This window comes from Nocardiopsis sp. L17-MgMaSL7 (assembly GCF_003182025.1).
GTDB classification, from domain to species: Bacteria; Actinomycetota; Actinomycetes; order Streptosporangiales; family Streptosporangiaceae; genus Nocardiopsis; species Nocardiopsis prasina.
Genome location: NZ_QGTF01000004.1, coordinates 99,308 through 119,401, shown reverse-complemented (window position 1 = coordinate 119,401; position 20,094 = coordinate 99,308). Strand labels below are relative to the sequence as shown.

General features: G+C 70.3%; 16 protein-coding genes. 4 read left to right on the top strand and 12 right to left on the bottom strand.

Annotated elements, in window-relative coordinates; genetic code table 11:
• Nucleotides 1-206 precede the first annotated feature (206 nt).
• From BDW27_RS08310 to uvrB, 7 genes are all read right to left on the bottom strand, one after another.
• On the bottom strand, nucleotides 207-1,241 hold the full coding sequence (locus tag BDW27_RS08310; RefSeq protein WP_233515688.1) for a site-specific tyrosine recombinase XerD: 1,035 nt from the start codon (nucleotides 1,239-1,241) through the stop codon (nucleotides 207-209).
• Between the two features lie 7 nt (nucleotides 1,242-1,248).
• The gene (locus tag BDW27_RS08305) at nucleotides 1,249-1,917 is read right to left on the bottom strand and encodes an NUDIX hydrolase (RefSeq protein ID WP_017544589.1); all 669 of its coding nucleotides are present in this window, start codon (nucleotides 1,915-1,917) and stop codon (nucleotides 1,249-1,251) included.
• Nucleotides 1,918-1,961: 44 nt separating this feature from the next.
• Nucleotides 1,962-3,602 (bottom strand): CTP synthase, encoded by a 1,641-nt coding sequence (locus tag BDW27_RS08300; protein WP_083927514.1) that lies wholly within the window; start codon nucleotides 3,600-3,602, stop codon nucleotides 1,962-1,964.
• Between the two features lie 339 nt (nucleotides 3,603-3,941).
• Nucleotides 3,942-4,865, bottom strand: a complete 924-nt coding sequence (locus BDW27_RS08295; protein WP_110049077.1) for a hydroxymethylglutaryl-CoA lyase — start codon at nucleotides 4,863-4,865, stop codon at nucleotides 3,942-3,944.
• Between the two features lie 106 nt (nucleotides 4,866-4,971).
• The gene (locus BDW27_RS08290; protein WP_026129262.1) at nucleotides 4,972-5,967 is read right to left on the bottom strand and encodes a GNAT family N-acetyltransferase; all 996 of its coding nucleotides are present in this window, start codon (nucleotides 5,965-5,967) and stop codon (nucleotides 4,972-4,974) included.
• A 306-nt stretch (nucleotides 5,968-6,273) separates the two neighbouring features.
• Nucleotides 6,274-6,723: a DUF3060 domain-containing protein gene (locus tag BDW27_RS08285; RefSeq protein ID WP_193374232.1), complete on the bottom strand. Its 450-nt coding sequence runs from the start codon at nucleotides 6,721-6,723 to the stop codon at nucleotides 6,274-6,276.
• 203 nt (nucleotides 6,724-6,926) lie between these two features.
• Nucleotides 6,927-9,020 carry an excinuclease ABC subunit UvrB gene (gene uvrB, locus BDW27_RS08280; protein ID WP_110048883.1) on the bottom strand — a complete coding sequence of 698 codons (2,094 nt, stop codon included), beginning with the start codon at nucleotides 9,018-9,020 and terminating at the stop codon, nucleotides 6,927-6,929.
• Nucleotides 9,021-9,276: 256 nt separating this feature from the next.
• Between uvrB and BDW27_RS08275 the strand changes: the two genes are divergently transcribed.
• Nucleotides 9,277-10,389, top strand: a complete 1,113-nt coding sequence (locus BDW27_RS08275) for a hypothetical protein (RefSeq protein WP_146223248.1) — start codon at nucleotides 9,277-9,279, stop codon at nucleotides 10,387-10,389.
• 448 nt (nucleotides 10,390-10,837) lie between these two features.
• Here BDW27_RS08275 and coaE read toward each other — a convergent pair whose 3' ends face one another.
• Together coaE and BDW27_RS08260 are read right to left on the bottom strand one after the other, a co-directional pair.
• Entirely contained in the window at nucleotides 10,838-11,440 is a 603-nt protein-coding gene (gene coaE / locus BDW27_RS08265) for a dephospho-CoA kinase (protein ID WP_017544581.1), read from the bottom strand.
• Nucleotides 11,441-11,473: 33 nt separating this feature from the next.
• Nucleotides 11,474-11,971, bottom strand: coding sequence for a GNAT family N-acetyltransferase (locus BDW27_RS08260; protein ID WP_017544580.1), 498 nt, complete (start codon nucleotides 11,969-11,971; stop codon nucleotides 11,474-11,476).
• A gap of 73 nt (nucleotides 11,972-12,044) precedes the next feature.
• Here BDW27_RS08260 and BDW27_RS08255 point away from each other — a divergent pair, with 73 nt between their 5' ends.
• On the top strand, nucleotides 12,045-12,410 hold the full coding sequence (locus BDW27_RS08255) for an iron chaperone (RefSeq protein ID WP_110048881.1): 366 nt from the start codon (nucleotides 12,045-12,047) through the stop codon (nucleotides 12,408-12,410).
• An 84-nt stretch (nucleotides 12,411-12,494) separates the two neighbouring features.
• Here the strand turns inward: BDW27_RS08255 and rpsA are convergent, their stop codons facing one another.
• The 3 genes from rpsA to polA all read right to left on the bottom strand — a co-directional run bounded on the left by rpsA (nucleotide 12,495) and on the right by polA (nucleotide 17,665).
• The gene (rpsA, locus tag BDW27_RS08250) at nucleotides 12,495-13,994 is read right to left on the bottom strand and encodes a 30S ribosomal protein S1 (protein WP_017544578.1); all 1,500 of its coding nucleotides are present in this window, start codon (nucleotides 13,992-13,994) and stop codon (nucleotides 12,495-12,497) included.
• Nucleotides 13,995-14,431: 437 nt separating this feature from the next.
• The gene (arfB, locus tag BDW27_RS08245) at nucleotides 14,432-14,875 is read right to left on the bottom strand and encodes an alternative ribosome rescue aminoacyl-tRNA hydrolase ArfB (RefSeq protein ID WP_110048880.1); all 444 of its coding nucleotides are present in this window, start codon (nucleotides 14,873-14,875) and stop codon (nucleotides 14,432-14,434) included.
• 30 nt (nucleotides 14,876-14,905) lie between these two features.
• Nucleotides 14,906-17,665: a DNA polymerase I gene (gene polA, locus BDW27_RS08240; protein ID WP_110048879.1), complete on the bottom strand. Its 2,760-nt coding sequence runs from the start codon at nucleotides 17,663-17,665 to the stop codon at nucleotides 14,906-14,908.
• A gap of 117 nt (nucleotides 17,666-17,782) precedes the next feature.
• On the opposite strand from polA, the gene BDW27_RS08235 reads away from it, so the two are divergent.
• Nucleotides 17,783-18,208, top strand: coding sequence for a PaaI family thioesterase (locus BDW27_RS08235; protein WP_026129259.1), 426 nt, complete (start codon nucleotides 17,783-17,785; stop codon nucleotides 18,206-18,208).
• A 386-nt stretch (nucleotides 18,209-18,594) separates the two neighbouring features.
• Nucleotides 18,595-19,848 (top strand): ABC transporter substrate-binding protein, encoded by a 1,254-nt coding sequence (locus tag BDW27_RS08230; RefSeq protein WP_017544573.1) that lies wholly within the window; start codon nucleotides 18,595-18,597, stop codon nucleotides 19,846-19,848.
• The last annotated feature ends 246 nt before the right edge of the window (nucleotides 19,849-20,094 follow it).

The following is a 20,094-nucleotide window of genomic DNA, read 5'->3' as shown; positions in this document are numbered from 1 at the left end:
ATGTCGACAGCAACGTACCTCTGTGCGGCGACTCTAGAACGACGACACGGCGCACTTCAACATGATCCGACGAGGATTCCCCACCCTCCGCAACCGGGAGGAACCGCACGGTCGTACCCATTTCTCTCGTAGGAGAAGGGTACACACGACGCACGTCGGACTCGTCCCGAACGCGGTCGGGCCCCCTCCGCAGCGGGCCCCGGCGGTCACGGCGGGCCACCCGGATCCGCCCCGCGCCGCGCCCTGGGGTGACTGGACGCGTACACCTCGCGCAGCCGCTCCACCGTCACCAGCGTGTAGACCTGCGTGGTGGTGACCGAACTGTGCCCCAGCAACTCCTGGACGACGCGGATGTCCGCGCCACCGTCGATCAGGTGGGTGGCGAAGGAGTGTCTCAGGGTGTGCGGAGAGACGCCCCCCACCCCGGCCCGTTCCGCCACGGCCGACAGCAGCACCCACCCGCCCTGCCGGGTCAGGCGTCCGCCCCGGGTGTTGAGGAACAGCGCCGGGCCGCCCCGCCCGGACGCGGCCAGTACCGGCCGCACCAGGGTCAGGTAACCGGCCAGCGCGCGGCGCGCGTAGGAGCCCAAAGGCACGAGCCGCTCCTTGCCGCCCTTGCCGCGGAAACGCACCAGGCCGACCGGCCCGCCCGCGTCCACCGCGTCCGCGACGTCGTCCACGTCCAGGCCCACCGCCTCCGACACCCGCGCCCCCGTGCCGTACAGCACCTCCAGCAGCGCGCGGTCGCGCTGGGCGAGCAGGTCGACACGTGCGTCCGAGGCCGGCGCCGACACCGGCCCGGCCGCTTCCAGCAGCCGCTCCACCTGGTCCAGGGGCACGGCCTTGGGCAGGCGCATGGGCGGGGACGGCGGGGTCACCTCGGCGGCGGGGTCGGTGGCCGCCCACCCCTCACGCACCGCGAACCGGTGCAGCCCCCGAACCGCGGCCAGGGTGCGTCCGGCGGAGGAGGCGCTCAGCGGCGCGTGGGCGTCGTCACCGTCGCGCAGCGCCCCCAGGAACGCTCCCACGTGCCCGGCGGTCGCCACGGCGAGGTCGGTGACGCCTTGGGCGTCCAGGTACTCCACGTAACGCCACAGGTCACGCCGGTAGGCCAGCAGGGTGTTGTCGGCCAGCGCCCGCTCGGCGCTCAGGTGGTCGAGGAACGCGGACCGGACCCGGCCCAGGGGGCCGTCGTCGAGTTCGGTCCGCCCCGGCCCGTTCTCCACTGCTTCGGTTCCCACGGGCGGTTCAGTCGTCCGAGGCCACAGGCAGGGAGGCGAACCCGTCCTGCGAGGCGGCGTGCGCGGCGAGGACGCCGATGACCGTGGCCCCGTTGTGCAGCCGCCCCTCCATGACCGCGCGCACGGCCTCCGGCAGCGGGAGCCACTCGCTGGCCAGGTCGGCCTCCTCGTGTTCGCGCACGAAGTCGATCTCCTCCTCCGGGACCTCGGTGAGGTCACGGGCGAGGAAGACGTGGATGCGCTCGTTGGAGAACCCCGTGCTCGGGTAGAAGTCCGGAAGTCTGTGCCAGGTGGCGGCGCGCAGCGAGGCCTCCTCCACCAGCTCACGGCGGGCGGTGGCCAGCGGCCCCTCGCCGTCACCGTCGATCAGACCGGCGGGCAGCTCCCAGAGCGTGTGCTGGGTGGGGTGCCGGTACTGGCGTTGCAGCAGCACCCGGCCTTGGGAGTCGAGGGCGAGGATCGCGGAGGCGCCCGGGTGGTCCATGTAGTCGCGGGCCGCCACGATCCGGCCCTGGCCGTGGGCTCCGGGCATCTCCACCCAGTCCGTGCGCATAGAGCACTTGGCGCCCCGGTACCGCTCCTCGGACCGCTCCACCGGCCACGACTCGGGGGCGTCCGCGACCTTCGCGAACGCCCCCGTCGTCTCGTCCTCGACCGGGCGGGTGTGGTTGGCCATGCGGCCCCTCTCAGGCTCGGGCCCCACCCGCCTGGTCGTCGCCGCTAGGAGACCTTGTGCTCCAGCGAGGCGGAGATCAGGCCGCGGAAGAGCGGGTTCGCGTTGGTCGGGCGGGAGCGCAGCTCCGGGTGCGCCTGCGTCGCGATGAAGAACGGGTGCACGTCCCGGGGCAGTTCCACGTACTCCACCAGCTTGCCATCCGGGGAGAGGCCGGAGAACACCAGACCCGCCTCCTCCAGCTTGGGCCGGTAGGCGTTGTTGACCTCGTACCGGTGGCGGTGGCGCTCGGTGACCTGGTCGGCGCCGTCGTACAGGTCGCGGGCCAGGGTGCCCTCGCCCAGGTCCGCCGGGTACAGGCCCAGTCGCATGGTGCCGCCCATGTCACGGTCGCCCGCGACGACGTCCTCCTGGTCGGCCATGGTCGCGATGACCGGGTCGACGGCCTTGTCGTCGAACTCGAGGCTGTTGGCGCCCTCCAGGCCGAGCACGTTGCGCGCGTACTCGATGACCATGCCCTGGAGACCCAGGCAGATGCCGAGCAGCGGCACGCCCTTCTCACGGGCGTAGCGGATCGCGCCGAGCTTGCCCTCGATGCCGCGCACGCCGAAGCCGCCCGGGATGAGGACGCCGTCGGCGCCGTCGAGTTCGGCGGCCGCGCCCGAGGGGCTGGCGCAGTTGTCGCTGGCCACCCAGCGGATGTTCACGCGGGTGTCGGTGGCGAAGCCGCCGGCGCGCAGGGCCTCGCTGACCGAGAGGTAGGCGTCGGGCAGGTCGATGTACTTGCCCACCATGGCGATGGTGACCTCGTGGTCGGGCTGGTGCACGCGGCGCAGCAGCTCGTCCCACTCGGTCCAGTCCACGTCGCGGAAGGGCATGCCGAGACGGCGGACGACGTAGGCGTCCAGGCCCTCGCGGTGCAGGACCTTGGGGATGTCGTAGATGGAGGGGGCGTCGGGGGTGGAGACCACGCCGGCCTCGTCCACGTCGCACATGAGGCTGATCTTGGACTTCAGGCTCTGCGTGATGGGCCGGTCCGAGCGGCACACGATGGCGTCGGGCTGGATACCGATGCTGCGCAGGGCGGCGACCGAGTGCTGGGTCGGCTTGGTCTTCATCTCGCCGGACGGGCCGAGGAAGGGGATGAGGGAGACGTGCAGGAAGAAGCAGTTCTCCCGGCCGATCTCGTGCCGGATCTGGCGGACGGCCTCGAGGAAGGGCTGCGACTCGATGTCGCCGACGGTGCCGCCGATCTCGGTGATGACGATGTCGACGTCGGGAGCGTCCATCGCGTAGATGCGCGACTTGATCTCGTTGGTGATGTGCGGGATGACCTGCACGGTGTCACCGAGGTAGGCGCCCTGGCGCTCCTTGGCGATGACGCTGGAGTAGATCTGGCCGGTGGTGACGTTGGCCGAGGCGGAGAGCTCGACGTCGAGGAAGCGCTCGTAGTGGCCGACGTCCAGGTCGGTCTCGGCGCCGTCGTCGGTCACGAAGACCTCACCGTGCTGGAACGGGTTCATCGTTCCGGGGTCGACGTTGAGGTAGGGGTCCAGCTTCTGCATGGTGACCCGAAGTCCGCGTGACTTCAGGAGCCGTCCCAGGCTGGAGGCGGTCAGGCCCTTGCCAAGACTGGAGGCGACGCCGCCAGTAACGAAAAGGTGCTTGGTACTCGCGGCGGATGCCAAAGTGTTGCTCCCGTGGTTTGAGTGGCTACGGCTGGCTCGGGCGAGCTTGGCTGCCGTGCGGCGGTCCGGTTCCGAGCGGCGGCGATGCCGTTCCAGCGCGTCGGACTCCACGGGGCACCAGAATAACAGGCCCCCCGTTCGTCCACACCCGGGAACGTCCGCCCTGCCCCCGCTGTTCCCCATCCCCACCTGCGCGGTTGCCGCGAACCCCTGGTGGCGCGGGCCTCCCGCGCGAACCACCGCCCGCCGGGTGGCGAAGGCAACACCGTTCCGAACTCCCCCATGGAGCCCTTGGCGGCTCCGGACCACCACTCACCGGCCCGGAGCCCGTGCCGTGGGTCAGGCGGGAAAGCCTCCGGCGCGGCCGAGGTAGGCGGGCGGCTGCTTGCCGAGCCGCTCGCCCATCCAGTCACCCAGTGCGGCCGCCCCGGACAGGCTCACCCCGGTGCGCAGACCACTGCGGTGCAGCATGTACAGCAGGTCCTCGGTGCCGATGTTGCCGGTGGCGGCTGGAGCGAACGGGCAACCGCCGAAACCGCCCAGGCTGGAGTCCAGGACCCGGACGCCCTCCTCCACCGCGGCCAGGGCGTTCGCGTAGCCGGTGTTGCGGGTGTTGTGGAAGTGGCAGCGCAGGGTCCGGCCGCCCGCCACCTCGGCGGTGCGGCGCAGGAGATCGCGCACCTGCGCGGGGACGCCCACCCCGATCGTGTCGGCCAGGGCGATCTCCACGGCTGCGGTGTCCGCGATCCGCCGCACGACCTCCACCACGCGTTCCGGCGCGACCTCGCCGTCGAACGGGCACCCGAAGGCCGTGGAGACGGTGACGCTCAACGGCACCCCCGTGCCCTCCAGGGCCCGGTCCATCTCCACCAGGGAGTCCAGCATGGCCTCGACGGTGGTGCCCTGGTTGCGGGTGCTGAAGCCGTCCGTGGCCGGAACCGCCACGTTGACCTCGGACACCCCGGCCTCCAGCGCCCGGTCCAGGCCGCGCCGGTTGAGGGCCAGACCGATGAAGGAGACACCGGGCACCCGCGTGACCCCGGCCATGACCTCCTCGGCCCCGGCCATCTGCGGCACCCGCTTGGGGTTGACGAAGCTGACCGCCTCGATCCGCCGCACCCCGGCGGCCACCGCACGGTCGATCAGCTCCACCCGGTCCTCCACCGACAGCACGGTGGACTCGTTCTGGAGGCCGTCACGCGGCCCCACCTCCACGATCTCCACGTGCTCGGCACCCTCGGGCCCACGGTCGTCCGCGCTCATCGACTCCACCTCTCCCCGCCACACTGCGCTTGCGCGCCCAGGCTAACCAGCCCGCCCCGTGAACTCCGTCACCGGGGCGCCGGTCAGTCGGGGGTGCGCGCCGAGGTCAGCGCAGCGCGAGGGCGGGACGGACCTCCCAGGTCGTCCACACCGGGCGGTAGCCCATCCGGTGCCAGAACGGCCCGGAGAGCGGGTTCATGGCGGCGTAGTTGAGCACCGACACCCCCACACCGTGGCTGTCCAGCGCCTGGTGCGCCTGGCTCACCAGGGCGGTGCCGATCCCGTGGCCGCGCTCGGCCTCGGAGACCACCCCGTAGCCGATGTGCGCGATCGGCCGAGCCCGGACCAGGGACTTCGCCCAGCGGGAGCGCTCCGGCGGCGACACCCACAGCAGCCCCACGGCCCGGCCCCGGCGCTCGGCCAACCAGATCCACGAACGGGAACGGTTGAGCGCCCGCGCGGCGACCTTGCGGGTCTGCTCGGCGGTGTCGGGCTGGAGGAACACCCCGCCGAAGTGCTGTTCGTACCGGTGCTCCTCCATCAGCAGACCCACCACCTGGGTGAGGTCGCTGGTGTCGGCCAACCGGATGACCACGTCACGCGGGGGCAGGGAGGGCGGCACACCACGGCGGCGCTGGCGGGCGGCGAGCACGGTGTAGGGCTGGAGGCCGTGGCGTTGCAGGGGGATGATCCCGGCGACGTCGCGCGCGGGCCAGCTCACGAGGGCCGCCGACTCCGAGCCGGTGCCCGTGGGCAGGTCCTCGATCTGGTCGCGCCAGCTGGTGAGCAGGGAGTCCAGCGCGCGGGCGGGTTCGGGGCCGCCGACGATGGGGGTGAGCCAGTGCTGGTCGGGCACGCCCCAGATGCGGCCCACCTCGCCCGGCTGGTACCAGGTGTAGTGCATGCTGCCCGCGGCGACGGTTCGGCCGTCCTCGTCGCTGACGGTCAGCAGGGGGTAGGAGTTGGCCGCGAACCCCACGGGTTCGGGCAGCAGGGGGTCCGACTCCGCCCAGCGCTGGGCAGCGGAGTGCACCAGCGGATCGAGTCCGATGTCGCCGCCAGGCGACTCATCATGCCGCACCCGAGCGACATAACCACTCACCCGCCCCACCCCTCCATTCGTCAAGAGCGTGCCCCGACCGGACTGACGGGTGCGGTCGCGTCGCGGCGCCCTTCACGGACCCCGGACCGTCGTCCGAACCAACCGACGTGTCGGGACAGGATCGACCGTACCTCCTCGAAGCGGTACGGGTGACCGAAAGCCGGAGAACACGGGCCCGTCCGTCTCTTCGGAGGGGCCTCGGCGGACCCCTGCCCGACCACGCCGACACGGCAAGCGCGAACGCGCACCACGGTAACGGATGGAGGGGTCGCGCCCGGAGGGCGGGGAGGCTCCTCGGTGACGGGGCTATTCGGCCTCGGGGCTAGCGGTGCCGCCCTCGGAGACGGTGGTGTTGCGTCCGTGGTTGATCACCTCGGGGTCACCGGAGGCGAAGGAGACCTGGTTGTCCACGCCCACGAGGACGATCTTCTTCGCCGTGCCCACCTCCACGACGGAGTTGCGCCCGGTGGCGCGGACCAGCCCGCAGTCGCCGTCCAGTATCACGACGGCGTCGTCGGCCTTGACCACGACCTCGCGGTCGGCGCAGTCCTCGTGCACCTCGGCACCGTCGTCGACCACCACGATGACCTGGTCGTTGGAGACTCCGTCCACCGGCTCGTCCTCCGGCCCCTGGCCGAGGTCGGGAGTGGGGGCGATCTCCTCCGGGTCGTCACCGCCCCGGTCGAGCCCGCACCCGGCCACCAGGAGACCCGTCAGCACCGCGACGAACGCGATACCCAGAACTCGACCGACCATGAACTCCCCCACACCCGAAAAAGGCAAAAGCGACATTCGACTTACGCAAAGCACAAGAATATGTCACGTGAAGGTAACTATGCGACCCAACCGTACTGGGATCGTGCTCGATTCGAGACGGGAACGGCGGTCACCGTGGGGATTCCCGGCGCGGAACCCCCGCACCGACAGGCCTGGAGGCACCCTGCCGGGTGCCGCCAGGATCACTTCAACCCGGCCGCGTCCATGCCCCGAAGCTCCCGCTTCAACTCGCCGATCTCGTCCCGCAACCGGGCGGCCAGCTCGAACTGGAGATCGGTCGCGGCCTGGTGCATCTGGTCGCTCAGCTGGTCGATCAGCCCGGCCAGCTCCGCACGCGGCATGTTCGCCACGTCCGCGCGCTCGCCCAGGGCGGGCACCGGCGCCCGACCCGCCTTGCCCCCCTGGCGGTACCCCGTCGACATGAGCTCCTCGGTGTCCACGTCCTCGCGGTTCAGGGTGTCCAGGATGTCCGCGATCTGCTTGCGCAGCGGCGTCGGGTCGATCCCGTGCTCCGCGTTGTAGGCCAGCTGCTTGTCCCGGCGCCTCGTGGTCTCGTCGATCGCCGCGCGCATCGAGTCCGTGACGTTGTCGGCGTACATGTGCACCTGACCGTCCACGTTGCGCGCCGCGCGGCCGATCGTCTGGATCAGCGAGGTCTCCGAACGCAGGAAGCCCTCCTTGTCCGCGTCCAGGATCGCCACCAACGACACCTCCGGCAGGTCCAGGCCCTCACGCAGCAGGTTGATGCCCACCAGCACGTCGAACTCGCCCACCCGCAGCTCACGCAGCAGCTCCACCCGGCGCAGTGTGTCCACCTCGCTGTGCAGGTACCGCACCCGGATGCCCAGCTCCGCGAAGTAGTCCGTGAGGTCCTCGGCCATCTTCTTGGTCAGCGTGGTCACCAGCACCCGCTCCGAGCGCTCCGCGCGCTCGGTGATCTCGTGCACCAGGTCGTCGATCTGCCCCTCGGTCGGCTTGACCACCACCTGGGGGTCCACCAGGCCGGTCGGCCGGATGACCTGCTCGACCACGTCGCCAGCGGCCTGACGCAGCTCGTACTTGCCCGGCGTCGCCGACAGGTACACCGACTGATCGATCCGCGTCGTGAACTCCTCCCACTTCAGCGGCCGGTTGTCCAGCGCCGAGGGAAGCCGGAAACCGTGGTCGACCAGGGTCCGCTTGCGCGCCGCGTCACCCTCGTACATGGCGCCGATCTGCGGGACCGTGACGTGCGACTCGTCCAGGACCAGCAGGAAGTCCTCGGGGAAGTAGTCCAACAGCGTGTTGGGGGCACTGCCCGGCTCACGGCCGTCGAAGTGCCGCGAGTAGTTCTCGATCCCCGAACAAGTGCCGAGCTGGCGCATCATCTCCAGGTCGTGGGTGGTGCGCATCCGCAGCCGTTGCGCCTCCAGGAGCTTGCCCTGGCCCTCCAGCTCGGCCAGCCGTTCGCCCAGCTCCGCCTCGATCGTGCCGATGGCCCGCTCGGTGCGCTCCTCACCGGCCACGTAGTGGGAGGCCGGGAAGATGAACATCTCCTGGCTCTCCCCCAGCACCTCGCCCGTCAGGGGGTGCAGGGTCAGCAGCCGCTCGATCTCGTCACCGAACATCTCGATGCGGATCGCCAGCTCCTCGTAGACCGGGATGATCTCGATCGTGTCCCCGCGCACCCGGAACGTCCCCCGTGTGAACGCCATGTCGTTGCGCGTGTACTGCATCTCCACCAGGCGGCGCAGCAGGTCGTCGCGGTCCACCTCCATGCCCACCGACAGCTGGGCCATGCGGTCCACGTACTCCTGCGGGGTGCCCAGACCGTAGATGCAGGAGACCGACGCCACCACGATCGTGTCCCGCCGTGTGAGCAGCGAGTTGGTCGCCGAGTGCCGCAGCCGCTCCACCTCGTCGTTGATCGAGGAGTCCTTCTCGATGTAGGTGTCACTCTGCGGGACGTAGGCCTCGGGCTGGTAGTAGTCGTAGTAGGAGACGAAGTACTCGACGGCGTTGTTCGGCAGCATCTGCCGCAGCTCGTTGGCGAACTGCGCGGCCAGGGTCTTGTTGGGCTGCATCACGAGCGTGGGCCGCTGGAGCTGCTCCACCGTCCACGCCACCGTGGCGGTCTTGCCCGTACCGGTCGCGCCCAGCAGCACCGTGTGCTGATCGCCCTCCCGTACCCGCTTGGTGATCTGCTCGATGGCCCCCGGCTGGTCCCCGGCGGGGGTCATCTCCGAGACGACCTCGAAGGGTGCCTCACTGCGCTTGATGTCACTGACCGGTCGCACTTGCCCTCTTCTCCCTACGAACGTCGGGCCGCCCCTCGCCCACGTGTCCCTCACTCCAACGCTACAGACCGCCCACGACATCCCGGAGGCCACGGACACCTCCCCGTCGGCCCCCGAACGGAGCGTCACCGCCGCCGAGCGCACCGTCCTCGCGGCACGACGACCACGGCGCACGACTTCCCGAAGGCGTCGGGAACCGGTGGGGACCCGGCGGCATCTCACCGACATCCGATCCCCGAAGAAGGTGATGTGCACCGTGACCCCCAGCACACAGGCGACCTTCGACCCGAACCTGCGGTCCGGGACCCTCAGGCGTCTGAAGGCCTCCCCCGAAGGCCTCAAAAGCCCGAGCCCGATCAGGCTCCCTCTGCCGCGTTGGTACCTGATCGCCCTCGCCGCGGTGGCACCTGCTGTCCTCGGCGCCCCTCTGGTCCTGACTCCCGGAGCGTCCGGCTTCGTGGTGCTCACGCCGCTCATCCTCGTGACCGGGCTCTGCTGCGCCTTCCTCTGCCTGAGGGTCGTGGTGCACGACATGCTGGACGACGAGGACGACAGGTTCTCCAACTTGGTCTTCGTCGTGGGCGCCCCCTTGGTCGGCTTCGTGTTCCCCACGTGGTGGATCCTGCTCATCGCCAGGATGCTCGCGGCGGAGGAGCCATCCGTCACGGCGCCCCTGATGCCGGGCACACCGGGCGCGGTCGTGCTCTGGTTCCTTCCCGTGGTCACCCTGGTCGTGTTCCTCGTCGTCCGGCGCCCCTGGGACACCGCCGACCTCGCCGCTCGGCACCGTGACGACTACGTCATCCGCGCGGACCTCCGATTCACCCTGAGCGCCCAGCTGCTGGACAGGCTCCAGCGGGTGACCGCGCGCGCCGAGCACGCGCACCTGGTCCTCGGCACACCGGTGGGTCTGGACCATGCGCTGCCACTGCTGCGGTCGGAGGAGTGGCGCCTGGCCAGGGAGTGCCTGCACCTCGACCAGCTGCGCGGAAGGCTGGTCGACAGCCAGAGGGAGGGCACCAGCGCACCGCTCGGGGAGGCGCTCGCTCCGCAGTGGAGTGTCCTGGAGGAGGCCACGGAACGCCTGACCGAGGAGGTCGACCGGTTGGACGCCTACGGCGAGAGGATCCAGACGGCTGTGGAAACCCACAAGGAGTGGGTCAGGCTCCAACGCGTCGCCGACCAGGCGGGCGACTTCGCCGACCTCGCGGCCAGGACACCGACGGCGGACCCGGGTACGCCGAACGCCCTTGACGACAGCCTCCACGGAGCCGAGGCCGCCCGAGCGGTACGGGAGGAGATGATCCGGGAGACCGTCCAGGCCACGGCCGACCTCTTCCGCGGCACTGACGGGTCGAAGAGCCCCTAGACCGTTGATGGTGGACTATGTGCCCTGGTCAGTGGTCGTCAGCGATCAACGACCGCTTGACTGGGGCACCGAGCATCCGCTTGTGCCAGGTCACCAGCCACATCGCGACCGTGAACAGGGCCGGGGCCGCCGAGCGCACTGGCGGTTGCGTTCGGACTGGTCGGGCAGGCGGGGGAACGGGTGCCCGATCCAGTGCGGGGCGGCACGCGTCCAATGGCGTTCTGCATCATGGCGCAACAGCACTCGGGCCGGGGCGACGCAGACGAGTTCGGCGTCGTCGGGCAGGCGGGGTGCCCCGCCCAGTGGCGCGGCTCGTGGGAAGTGATCACCTCAGCGTCCAGTTGGACGTGGAGCGCTATCGAAAGGGCGTCAAGGTCCCTGGGCACACTCTGCTCCTCGACGCCCTTCGTCCTGCCCACAGGGGATTCAGGGATCTGCCATCAACGCCCTAGTCCGCTCGTGCCAGGAGTTCTCCCCACAGTTCGGCGACGCGGTCGGCCAGGTCCTCACGGGTTCCGGAGTTGTCCACCACCAGGTCGGCGGCGGCCAGACGGGTCGGCCGGTCGGCCTGGGCCGCGATCCGGGCCCGCACCTGCTCGGGCGGCAGGCCCCGGTCACGGGACACCCGCTCCACCCTGAGTTCGTCGGGGGTGTCCACCACGACCACCACGTCGTAGAGCGGCTCCAGCCCGTTCTCCACCAGCAGCGGCACGTCGTACACCACCACGCTGGCCCCGGAGGCCTCGGCCTGCGCCATGAGCTCACCGCTGCGCTCGGCCACCCGAGGGTGGACGATCGCGTTGAGCCTGGCCAGACGTGCCTCGTCGGCGAAGACGATCTCCCCCAGCGCGGGCCGGTCGAGGCCCCCGTCCGGGCCGAGCACCCCCTCGCCGAACTCGGCGACCACCTCGGCCAGTCCCGGCGTTCCGGGCGCGACCACCTCACGGGCGATGGCGTCGGCGTCGATCACGACCGCGCCGTAGGAGGACAACGCGGACGAGACCGCGCTCTTGCCCGAACCGATCCCACCGGTGAGACCCACTTTCAGCATGGGCCACACCCTAGGGGGCGCGGCGGTCAGGCGTCACGCCGACCCCGCGCCCACCCGGTCCAGTTCCTTGCGCATGTGCACCATCACGAGGTGGTCGGCGACCCGCTCACGGTGCGTCTCGGCGTACCCCAGAGTCCGGTACAGGCGCTGGTTCCTCGGGCTCTGCGCGCCCGTGAACAGGGTGAGAGCCGTCAGTTCGGGCCTGCGCTCACGCAGGTCGTCCTCGACCCGGGCCAGCAGCGCCCCGGCGATCCCCCGACGGCGCATGTCCGGGGCCACGACGAGGCGCCCCACCACCCCGGTGGTCTCGGTGGTCCCGGCCCGGACCGCCCCGACCACACGGTGCCCGACCACGGCCTTGAGCACGAGGGCGTCACCGTCGGCGAGCAACCCCTCGATCCGTGACAGCCCCTCGGTGAGCGGCAGGATGAACGGGTCCCCGTAGGCCTGGGCCTCGTCCACGTAGGCGGCCCGTTGCAGGGTGAAGATCTCACCGGCGTCGTCGGGGGTGGCCGGGTGGATGTCGAACACGTCGCCTCCTCAACTGGTCCCCGCCCTCGGCGGGTACCAGGCAACCCTAGCCGCCGGTACGTAGCCTTGACCCATGGTGAGCAGCAACGCAGCCGATGTCGACGCCTATCTGGCGGAACTTCCCGAGGCCGACCGGGCGGCGCTGAGCGGGCTCCGGGACCTGTTCCGCGCCGAACTCCCGGGGTTCGAGGAGGTGATGGCGTACGGGATGCCCGCGTACCGCAGGGGCGGGGCCCCGGAGGTGGCCTTCGCCCGTCAGAAGCGCCACGTCTCCGTCTACCTGATGCGCGAGGACGTCGTGGCGGCCCACGCCGACCGGCTCGCGGGCCAGGACATGGGCAAGGGATGCCTGCGTTTTCGCACCCCCGCGGCCGTCGACCTCGACCTGGTGCGGGACCTGCTGCGGACTGTCGCCGCCACCCCGGGACCGAACTGCTGACACGCGGAAGGGCCGCCCCCACCCGTGGGTGGGGACGGCCCTTCACTCAGCCATCACTCGGGCCGGAGCCCGGCGAGGAGACCCTCAGGCCTCGCCGCCCGCGAGCTTCTCGCGGAGGGCGGCCAGGGCCTCGTCAGAGGCGAGCGCACCGCTGGTGGAGTCCGAGCCGGACGACGAACCGCCGGAGCTCTGCGCACCACCGGTGTAGTCCTCCTCGTCCTCCTCCACGGCAGGAGCGTTGGCGGCGTCGGCCTCGGCCGCACGCGCCTCCTCGACCTGCTTGCGGTGAGCCTCGAAGCGGGCCTGCGCCTCGGCGTAGCTGCGCTCCCACTCGTCGCGCTGGGCCTCGAAGCCCTCGAGCCACTCGCCGCTGTCCGCGTCGAAGCCCTCGGGGTACTTGTAGTTGCCCTGCTCGTCGTAGTCGGCGGCCATGCCGTACAGGGTGGGGTCGAAGTCCACCTGGTCGGGCGAGACGCTCTCGTTGGCCTGCTTCAGCGAGAGGCTGATGCGACGGCGGTCGAGGTCGATGTCGATGATCTTGACGAAGATCTCGGTGCCGACCTGGACGACCTGCTCCGGCACCTCGACGTGGCGCTCGGCCAGCTCGGAGATGTGGACCAGGCCCTCGATGCCCTCCTCGACGCGCACGAACGCACCGAACGGAACGAGCTTGGTGACCTTGCCGGGAACGACCTGACCGATCTGGTGGGTCCGAGCGAACTGCTGCCACGGGTCTTCCTGGGTCGCCTTGAGCGACAGGGAGACGCGCTCGCGCTCCATGTCGACGTCCAGGACCTCGACCGTGACCTCCTGGCCGACCTCGACAACCTCGCTCGGGTGGTCGATGTGCTTCCAGGACAGCTCGGAGACGTGCACCAGACCGTCGACGCCACCCAGGTCCACGAAGGCACCGAAGTTGACGATCGAGGAGACGACGCCCTTGCGGATCTGACCCTTCTGGAGGGTGTTGAGGAACGTCTGACGGACCTCGGACTGGGTCTGCTCCAGCCAGGCGCGACGGGACAGGACCACGTTGTTGCGGTTCTTGTCCAGCTCGATGATCTTCGCCTCGAGCTCGCGGCCGACGTAGGGCTGAAGGTCGCGGACGCGACGCATCTCGACCAGGGACGCCGGAAGGAAGCCGCGCAGGCCGATGTCGAGGATGAGACCACCCTTGACGACCTCGATGACGGTGCCGGTGACGACGCCGTCCTCTTCCTTGATCTTCTCGATCGTGCCCCAGGCCCGCTCGTACTGAGCGCGCTTCTTGGACAGGATCAGACGGCCTTCCTTGTCCTCCTTCTGGAGAACGAGGGCTTCGACCTGGTCGCCGACGGCAACGACTTCACCGGGGTCGACGTCGTGCTTGATCGACAGTTCCCGAGAGGGGATGACACCCTCGGTCTTGTAGCCGATGTCGAGCAAGACCTCGTCTCGATCGACCTTCACGATGGTGCCCTCGACGATGTCACCGTCGTTGAAGTACTTGATGGTCTCGTCGATCGCCGCGAGGAAGGCTTCCTCGGACCCGATGTCGTTGACCGCTACCTGGGGTGTCGAGGTGGCCTCGGTGCTGCTCGTCATTTGTGGGTGGACTCCGGATACGGACAGGAACAGGAAATGGGCACGCCGCAGGTTCGAGCCCGTCGATCCGCAGTCCAGAAGTAAGAAGCGAAGGTCACATGTACGGAACGAGCCGTCCGTGACCGCCAGCCGCCGGTCCAGAGTGGAGACCGAAGCGGTGCAACCCTCCTGCCCCCTATCGGAGACAGCGGACGCCCGCACGAACCCACAACGCTGACGCCAGAATATGAGACGTGAGCGCGCAGGTCAATCGGAATCCGGGAAGAGGGCACCGTACAAGGCTGTCGTGGCCGCAATTTACCCGAGCGGGGTGGGGAAGATCAACTAGCTCTTCAGCCATGTCTGCCAGGGGCTGACGCGCCCCGCGCGCCATCCGCGCGGGGCCGGGGCCAGGCGTCCGGAAAAAAGTCCGAAACGTGTGGTTCGCTCGACGTTCGTCAGTCCATCGGAGGCCGCGAGCGCGACTTCTTCACGTCACTCCGTCGACGCTTGGCGTCCAGCCGGCGCCGCTTCGAGGCCCGGCTCGGCCGTGTGCCGCGCCGCTCCGGCGGCGGGGGCGCGATGGCCTCCGCGAGGATCGCGGCCAGCCTCTCCCGCGCCTCGGCCCGGTTGCGCACCTGGGAACGGTGTGTCTGCGCCGACACCGTGAGCACCCCGTCCACGAGGCGCCCGGACAGCCGCTCCAGGGCGCGGGCCCGCCGCGTGGCGCCCAGCGCCCGGCACGACGCCACGTCCAACGACAGCGACACCCGGGTGTCCGACGTGTTCACGTGCTGCCCGCCCGGCCCCGAGGACCGTGAGAACCGCCACGTCAACGCGTCGGCGGGAACGGTCACGGGTCCCACGGCCAGTCCGCCCGTGGTCTCTTCCTGCCCCGCCACCGTTCCCACCTCCGAGATCAGCGCCGCGCCCTAGTGCGCGGCGTCATGCCAGTTCTGCCCGCTGCCGACCGAGACGCCCAGCGGGACACGCAGATCATAGGCGGAGCCCATCTCGTGCGTCACGAGGTTTTCGACCGCCTCGCGCTCACCCGGAGAGACCTCCACCACGAGCTCGTCGTGCACCTGCAACAGCACCCGGGAGCGGAATCCTCCCTCGGTCAGCGCCGCGTCCACCTGGAGCATCGCCACCTTGATGATGTCGGCCGCCGACCCCTGGATCGGCGCGTTCAACGCCATCCGCTCCGCCATCTCGCGTCGCTGTCGGTTGTCGCTCGTCAGGTCCGGCAGGTAGCGCCGCCGCCCCAGGATGGTCTCGGTGTACCCCACCTTGCGGGCCTCGTCCACCACCTGGTTCAGGTAGTCGCGCACCCCGCCGAAGCTGGCGAAGTAGTCCTCCATCAGCCTCTTCGCCTCGTCCGGGGTGATCGCCAGCTGCTGCGACAGGCCGTAGGCGCTCAGCCCGTAGGCCAGCCCGTAGCTCATCGCCTTGATCTTGGACCGGGCCTCGCCGTCGACCTCCCCGACCTCGATGTCGAAGACCTGCGCCGCCATGTGCGCGTGGAAGTCGTACCCGCTGTTGAACGCGTCGATCAGCGCCCGCTCACCCGACAGGTGCGCCATGATGCGCAGCTCGATCTGGCTGTAGTCCGCCGTGAGCAGCTCCTCGTAGCCCTCACCGACCACGAACGCGCGCCTGATCCGCCGTCCGACGTCCGTGCGCACCGGGATGTTCTGGAGGTTGGGGTCGGTGGAGCTCAGCCGCCCCGTAGCCGCCACCGTCTGGTTGAACGTGGTGTGGATGCGGCCGTCGTCGGCGACCGTCTTGATCAGACCCTCGACCGTCGTGCGCAGCTTCGTCTGGTCCCGGTGGTGCAGCAGCACCCCCGGCAGCTCGTTCTCGGTCTGGGTCGCCAGCCACGCCAACGCGTCCGCGTCCGTCGTGAACCCCGTCTTGATCTTCTTCGTCCTGGGCAGTTCCAGGTCCTCGAACAGAACCTGCTGCAACTGCTTGGGCGAGCCTAGGTTGAACTCCCGGCCCACGATCTCGTGCGCCCGCTCCACCGCACCGCGCGCCGCCGAGGCGAACTCCCCCTGGAGACCCTCCAGGTACTCGCGGTCCGCGGCGATCCCCGCGCGCTCCAACCGCGCCAGCACGTCGACCAGCGGCAGCTCCACCTCGTGCAGCAGGTGCGTGCCGCCCCGCTTGTCGAGCTCCGCCACGAGCACGGCGGCCAGGTCACGGGTGGCGGCGGCCCGCACGGCCAGCCCGTGACCGCGCCCGCTGCCGCCCTGCTCCCCCAGGTCCAGGGCCATCTGGTCGCCGTCGGTGTCCTCCTCCAGCTCCCGGCCCAGGTACTTGCGGCACAGGTCGGCCAGGTCGAAGCGGCGCTGCCCCGGCTGCGCCAGGTAGGCCGCCAGGGCGGTGTCGCTGACCACCCCGTTCAGGTCCCAGCCGTGCGCGCCCAGCGCCAGCAGCGCGCCCTTGTACTCGTGCACGGCCTTGGGCCGCCCGGAGTCCGCGAGGAAGGCGGCCAGCGCGTCGGTGTCGGCGGTGTCCAGCACGGTGGGGTCCACGTACAGCGAGGCCCCGCCCGGCACCGTGACGGCCAGGGCGTCCACCCGTCCGGTGCCCGCGCCCCAGGTCCCGTCGATCGCCAACCCCGCCGGGGCCTGGTCCGTCAGCGACTCGGCTGAGGCGTGCTCGATGATCCAGGCCGCCACCCCGCCGGTGGCCGCCATGGTCACGTCCACGGTGAAGCCCTCGACGGCCGCGCCCTCCTCGGCGCCCTCCTCGCCGCCGTCCGCGCGGATCACCGCGTACAGGCGCTCACGCAGGTTGGAGGCGAACTCCAGGTTGTCGAAGAGCGCGTCGACCCCGGCCCGGTCGGCCTCGCCCAGCCCCAGGTCCCGCACAGCCGTGTCCAGCTCCACGTCGGTGACCAGTTTGTTGAGCCTCTGGTTGCGCAGCACGTCGTCGAGGTGGTCGCGGAAGTTCTGCCCCGCCTTGCCCGGGACCTCGTCCGCGCGGGCCACCAACTCCTCCAGGGACCCGAACTTCGTGATCCACTTGGCGGCGGTCTTGGGACCCACCCCCGGCACCCCGGGGAGGTTGTCGGCCTTCTCCCCCACCAGGGCCGCGAGGTCGCGGTACCGCTCCGGGGTGACCCCGTACTTGTCCTCGACCGCCTCCGGGTCCATCCGGCGCATGTCCGACAGGCTCTTGCCCGGGTACAGGACCGTGCAGTCCTCGTTCACCAGCTGGAAGGCATCCCGGTCACCGGAGGCGATCAGCACCTCCATGCCCGCCTCGCAGCCCTGGTGCGCGAGGGTGGCGATCACGTCGTCGGCCTCGAAGCCGGGCGCGGACAGGTTCGCGACCCCGATCAGGCGCATCAGGTCCTGGGTCAGCGGCACCTGGGAGGGGAACTCCGGCGGGGTCTCCGACCGGCCGCCCTTGTACCCGTCGTACTCCTCGTCCCTGAAAGTGGGGCCCGAGAGGTCCCACGCCACCGCGACGTGCGTGGGCTCCTCGTCGCGCAGCAGCTTCACCAGCATGGAGGCGAAGCCGTACACGGCGTTGGTGGACTGCCCGGTACTCGTACCGAACTTCTCCACGGGGAGCGCGAAGAACGCGCGGAAGGCCATCGAGTGGCCGTCCAGGAGGAGCAGCCGGGCGCGCCCGCCGTCGGCCTGGGATGTCTGTTCAGGGGTCTCTCGCTTGGTCACCACAGAACGAATCCTAGGATGCGCTACGGACAGCCCGCGGCCATCACCACGGGAACACCTCCCCGCACCGGTCGGTTCGACCGGTTACGGGGCCACCTGACCGGATCGGAAGGCAACACCATGACCACAGACGCCGAGGGCCTGCGCGAACTCATGGACTCCGGGGCGCTCTCCGGCGGTCTGGGCCAGAGCATGGGCATCGAGATCACCGAGGCCTCCGCCGAGCGCGTCGTGGGCCGCATGCCGGTCGAGGGCAACCGCCAGCCCTTCGGGCTGCTGCACGGCGGCGCCTCGTGTGTGCTCGCCGAGTCCCTGGGATCGATCGGCTCCACCCTCCACGCACAGGGGTTCGGCCGCGTCGCCGTGGGCATCGAGATCAACGCGACCCACCACCGGTCCGCCACCGAGGGGCACGTCACCGGGGTGGCCACCCCGGTCCACCTGGGCCGCACCCTCGCCACCTGGGACATCACCATCACCGACGACCGGGGCCGGAAGGTCTGCACCTCGCGTCTGACCTGCATGCTGCGCGACGCCCCCCAGTAGAGAAGTCCGGACGGCGGGGCGCCCCCGCGCCCCGCCGTTGGACATCCGCCACCGGGGATGAAGCCCGGCTAACGCCAGTTCCCGTCACTCCGAACACTGGACGAACCGGCACCCCACGCCCTCACACCACGACAACCAGTCATCACATCCCCCCACCACACCATGCATCCGTCCAGTCACGCCCGGCCACACGGCTACAGAGTCATAACGAGCAGAAGGCGACTGAGACGCAACCGCCCCCCGCCGCTTCCGCCGGAACCCGATACCGGATTAAGCTCCGCTAACGCTCCTGATTAAGTCATGCCACACATAACGGGCAACAGGACGCAACAGAGCTATCGGCACGGCTGCGCAAGATCAGCCGGTTGAACGGAGTGACCACGAACATGGCAAGCAAGAAGTTCCTGAGCCTCACTGCCGCAACCGCGGCCCTCGTGCTCGGACTGACCGCGTGTGGCAACGGGGACGGCGGCGACAGCGCCGACGGAGGAGAGGGCTCCGGCGAGGAGTTCACCTTCGGCATCCTCTACCCCCAGACCGGCAGCCTGGCCTTCCTGGGCCCGCCCCAGGTCACCGCCGCGAAGTACGCCATCGACGAGATCAACAAGGCCGGCGGCATCCTCGGCACGGACGTTCCCGCCATCGTCGAGGCGGACGAGGCCGGTGACGCCGCCCAGGCCAACCAGGCCGCCAACGACCTCGTCTCCGCCGACGTCAACGCCGTCATCGGCGCCGCCGCCTCCGCCATGACGCAGGCCAGCTACGACACCGTCACCGCCGCCAGCATCGTCCAGTGCTCCGGCTCCAACACGGCGCCCGACCTGAGCGAGATCGACGACAACGGCTTCTTCTTCCGCACCGCCCCCAGCGACCTCCTCTCCGGACCGGTCCTGGCCCGCCAGATGGTCGACGACGGCGCCTTCGACGTCGCCGTGGTCGCCCGCGCCGACGACTACGGCGACGGCTACCGCAGCGCCGTGGAGGCCGAGCTCGAGGCCCTCGGCGCGAACGTGGTCGCGACCGAGAACTACGACCCCGACGCCACCAACTTCGACTCCGTCGTCAACTCCGTCTCCAGCGCCGACCCCGACGCCGTCGCCCTGATCTCCTTCCAGGAGGGCGCCCAGGTCATCGCCGAACTCATCGAGTCCGGCATCACCGGCGACCAGCTCTACATCACCGACGGCCTCAACGACCCCGAGCTCGGCGACACCGTCAACTCGGACGACCCCGACGTCGTCACCGGCGTCACCGGCGTCGCCCCCGGTGCGGACAACCCCGAGTTCAACGAGGGCCTGCGCGCCTTCGACTCCGAGCTCGACGTCTTCCAGTTCGCCCCGCAGGTCTTCGACTGCGTCACGGCGATCGCCCTGGCCGCCGAGTCCGCCGGATCCGTCTCGCCCGCCGACTACGTCGAGCACCTCCCCGAGATCAGCCGCCCCGACGGCACCGAGTGCGGCAGCTTCGAGGAGTGCCGCGACCTCCTCAACGACGGCGAGGAGATCGACTTCCAGGGCACCAGCGGCAACATCGACTTCGACGACAACGGCGACCCCACCTCCGCCACCTTCGAGGTCTTCCACTTCGGTGACGACGGCTACGAGACCCTCGGCTTCGAGGAGTACTCCGTCGACGAGTAACGACGGATGACACCGCCTCCCGCCCGGGGGTCACCACGACCCCCGGCGGAGGCGCCGTCCGCCACACACCACGCGAACCGTCCGGGGGTGCGGGGCACCAGCCCCGCACCCCCGGACCCGTCCGAACACGACCACCGCGAGACCCCCGGCACGGCCGCACCCCGCGCGCCGTGCCTCGTCGTACACGGGCCAGGCGGCCGCACAGCGGCACCGCACGCACCGGGGCCCGACGCCCACGCGTCCAAC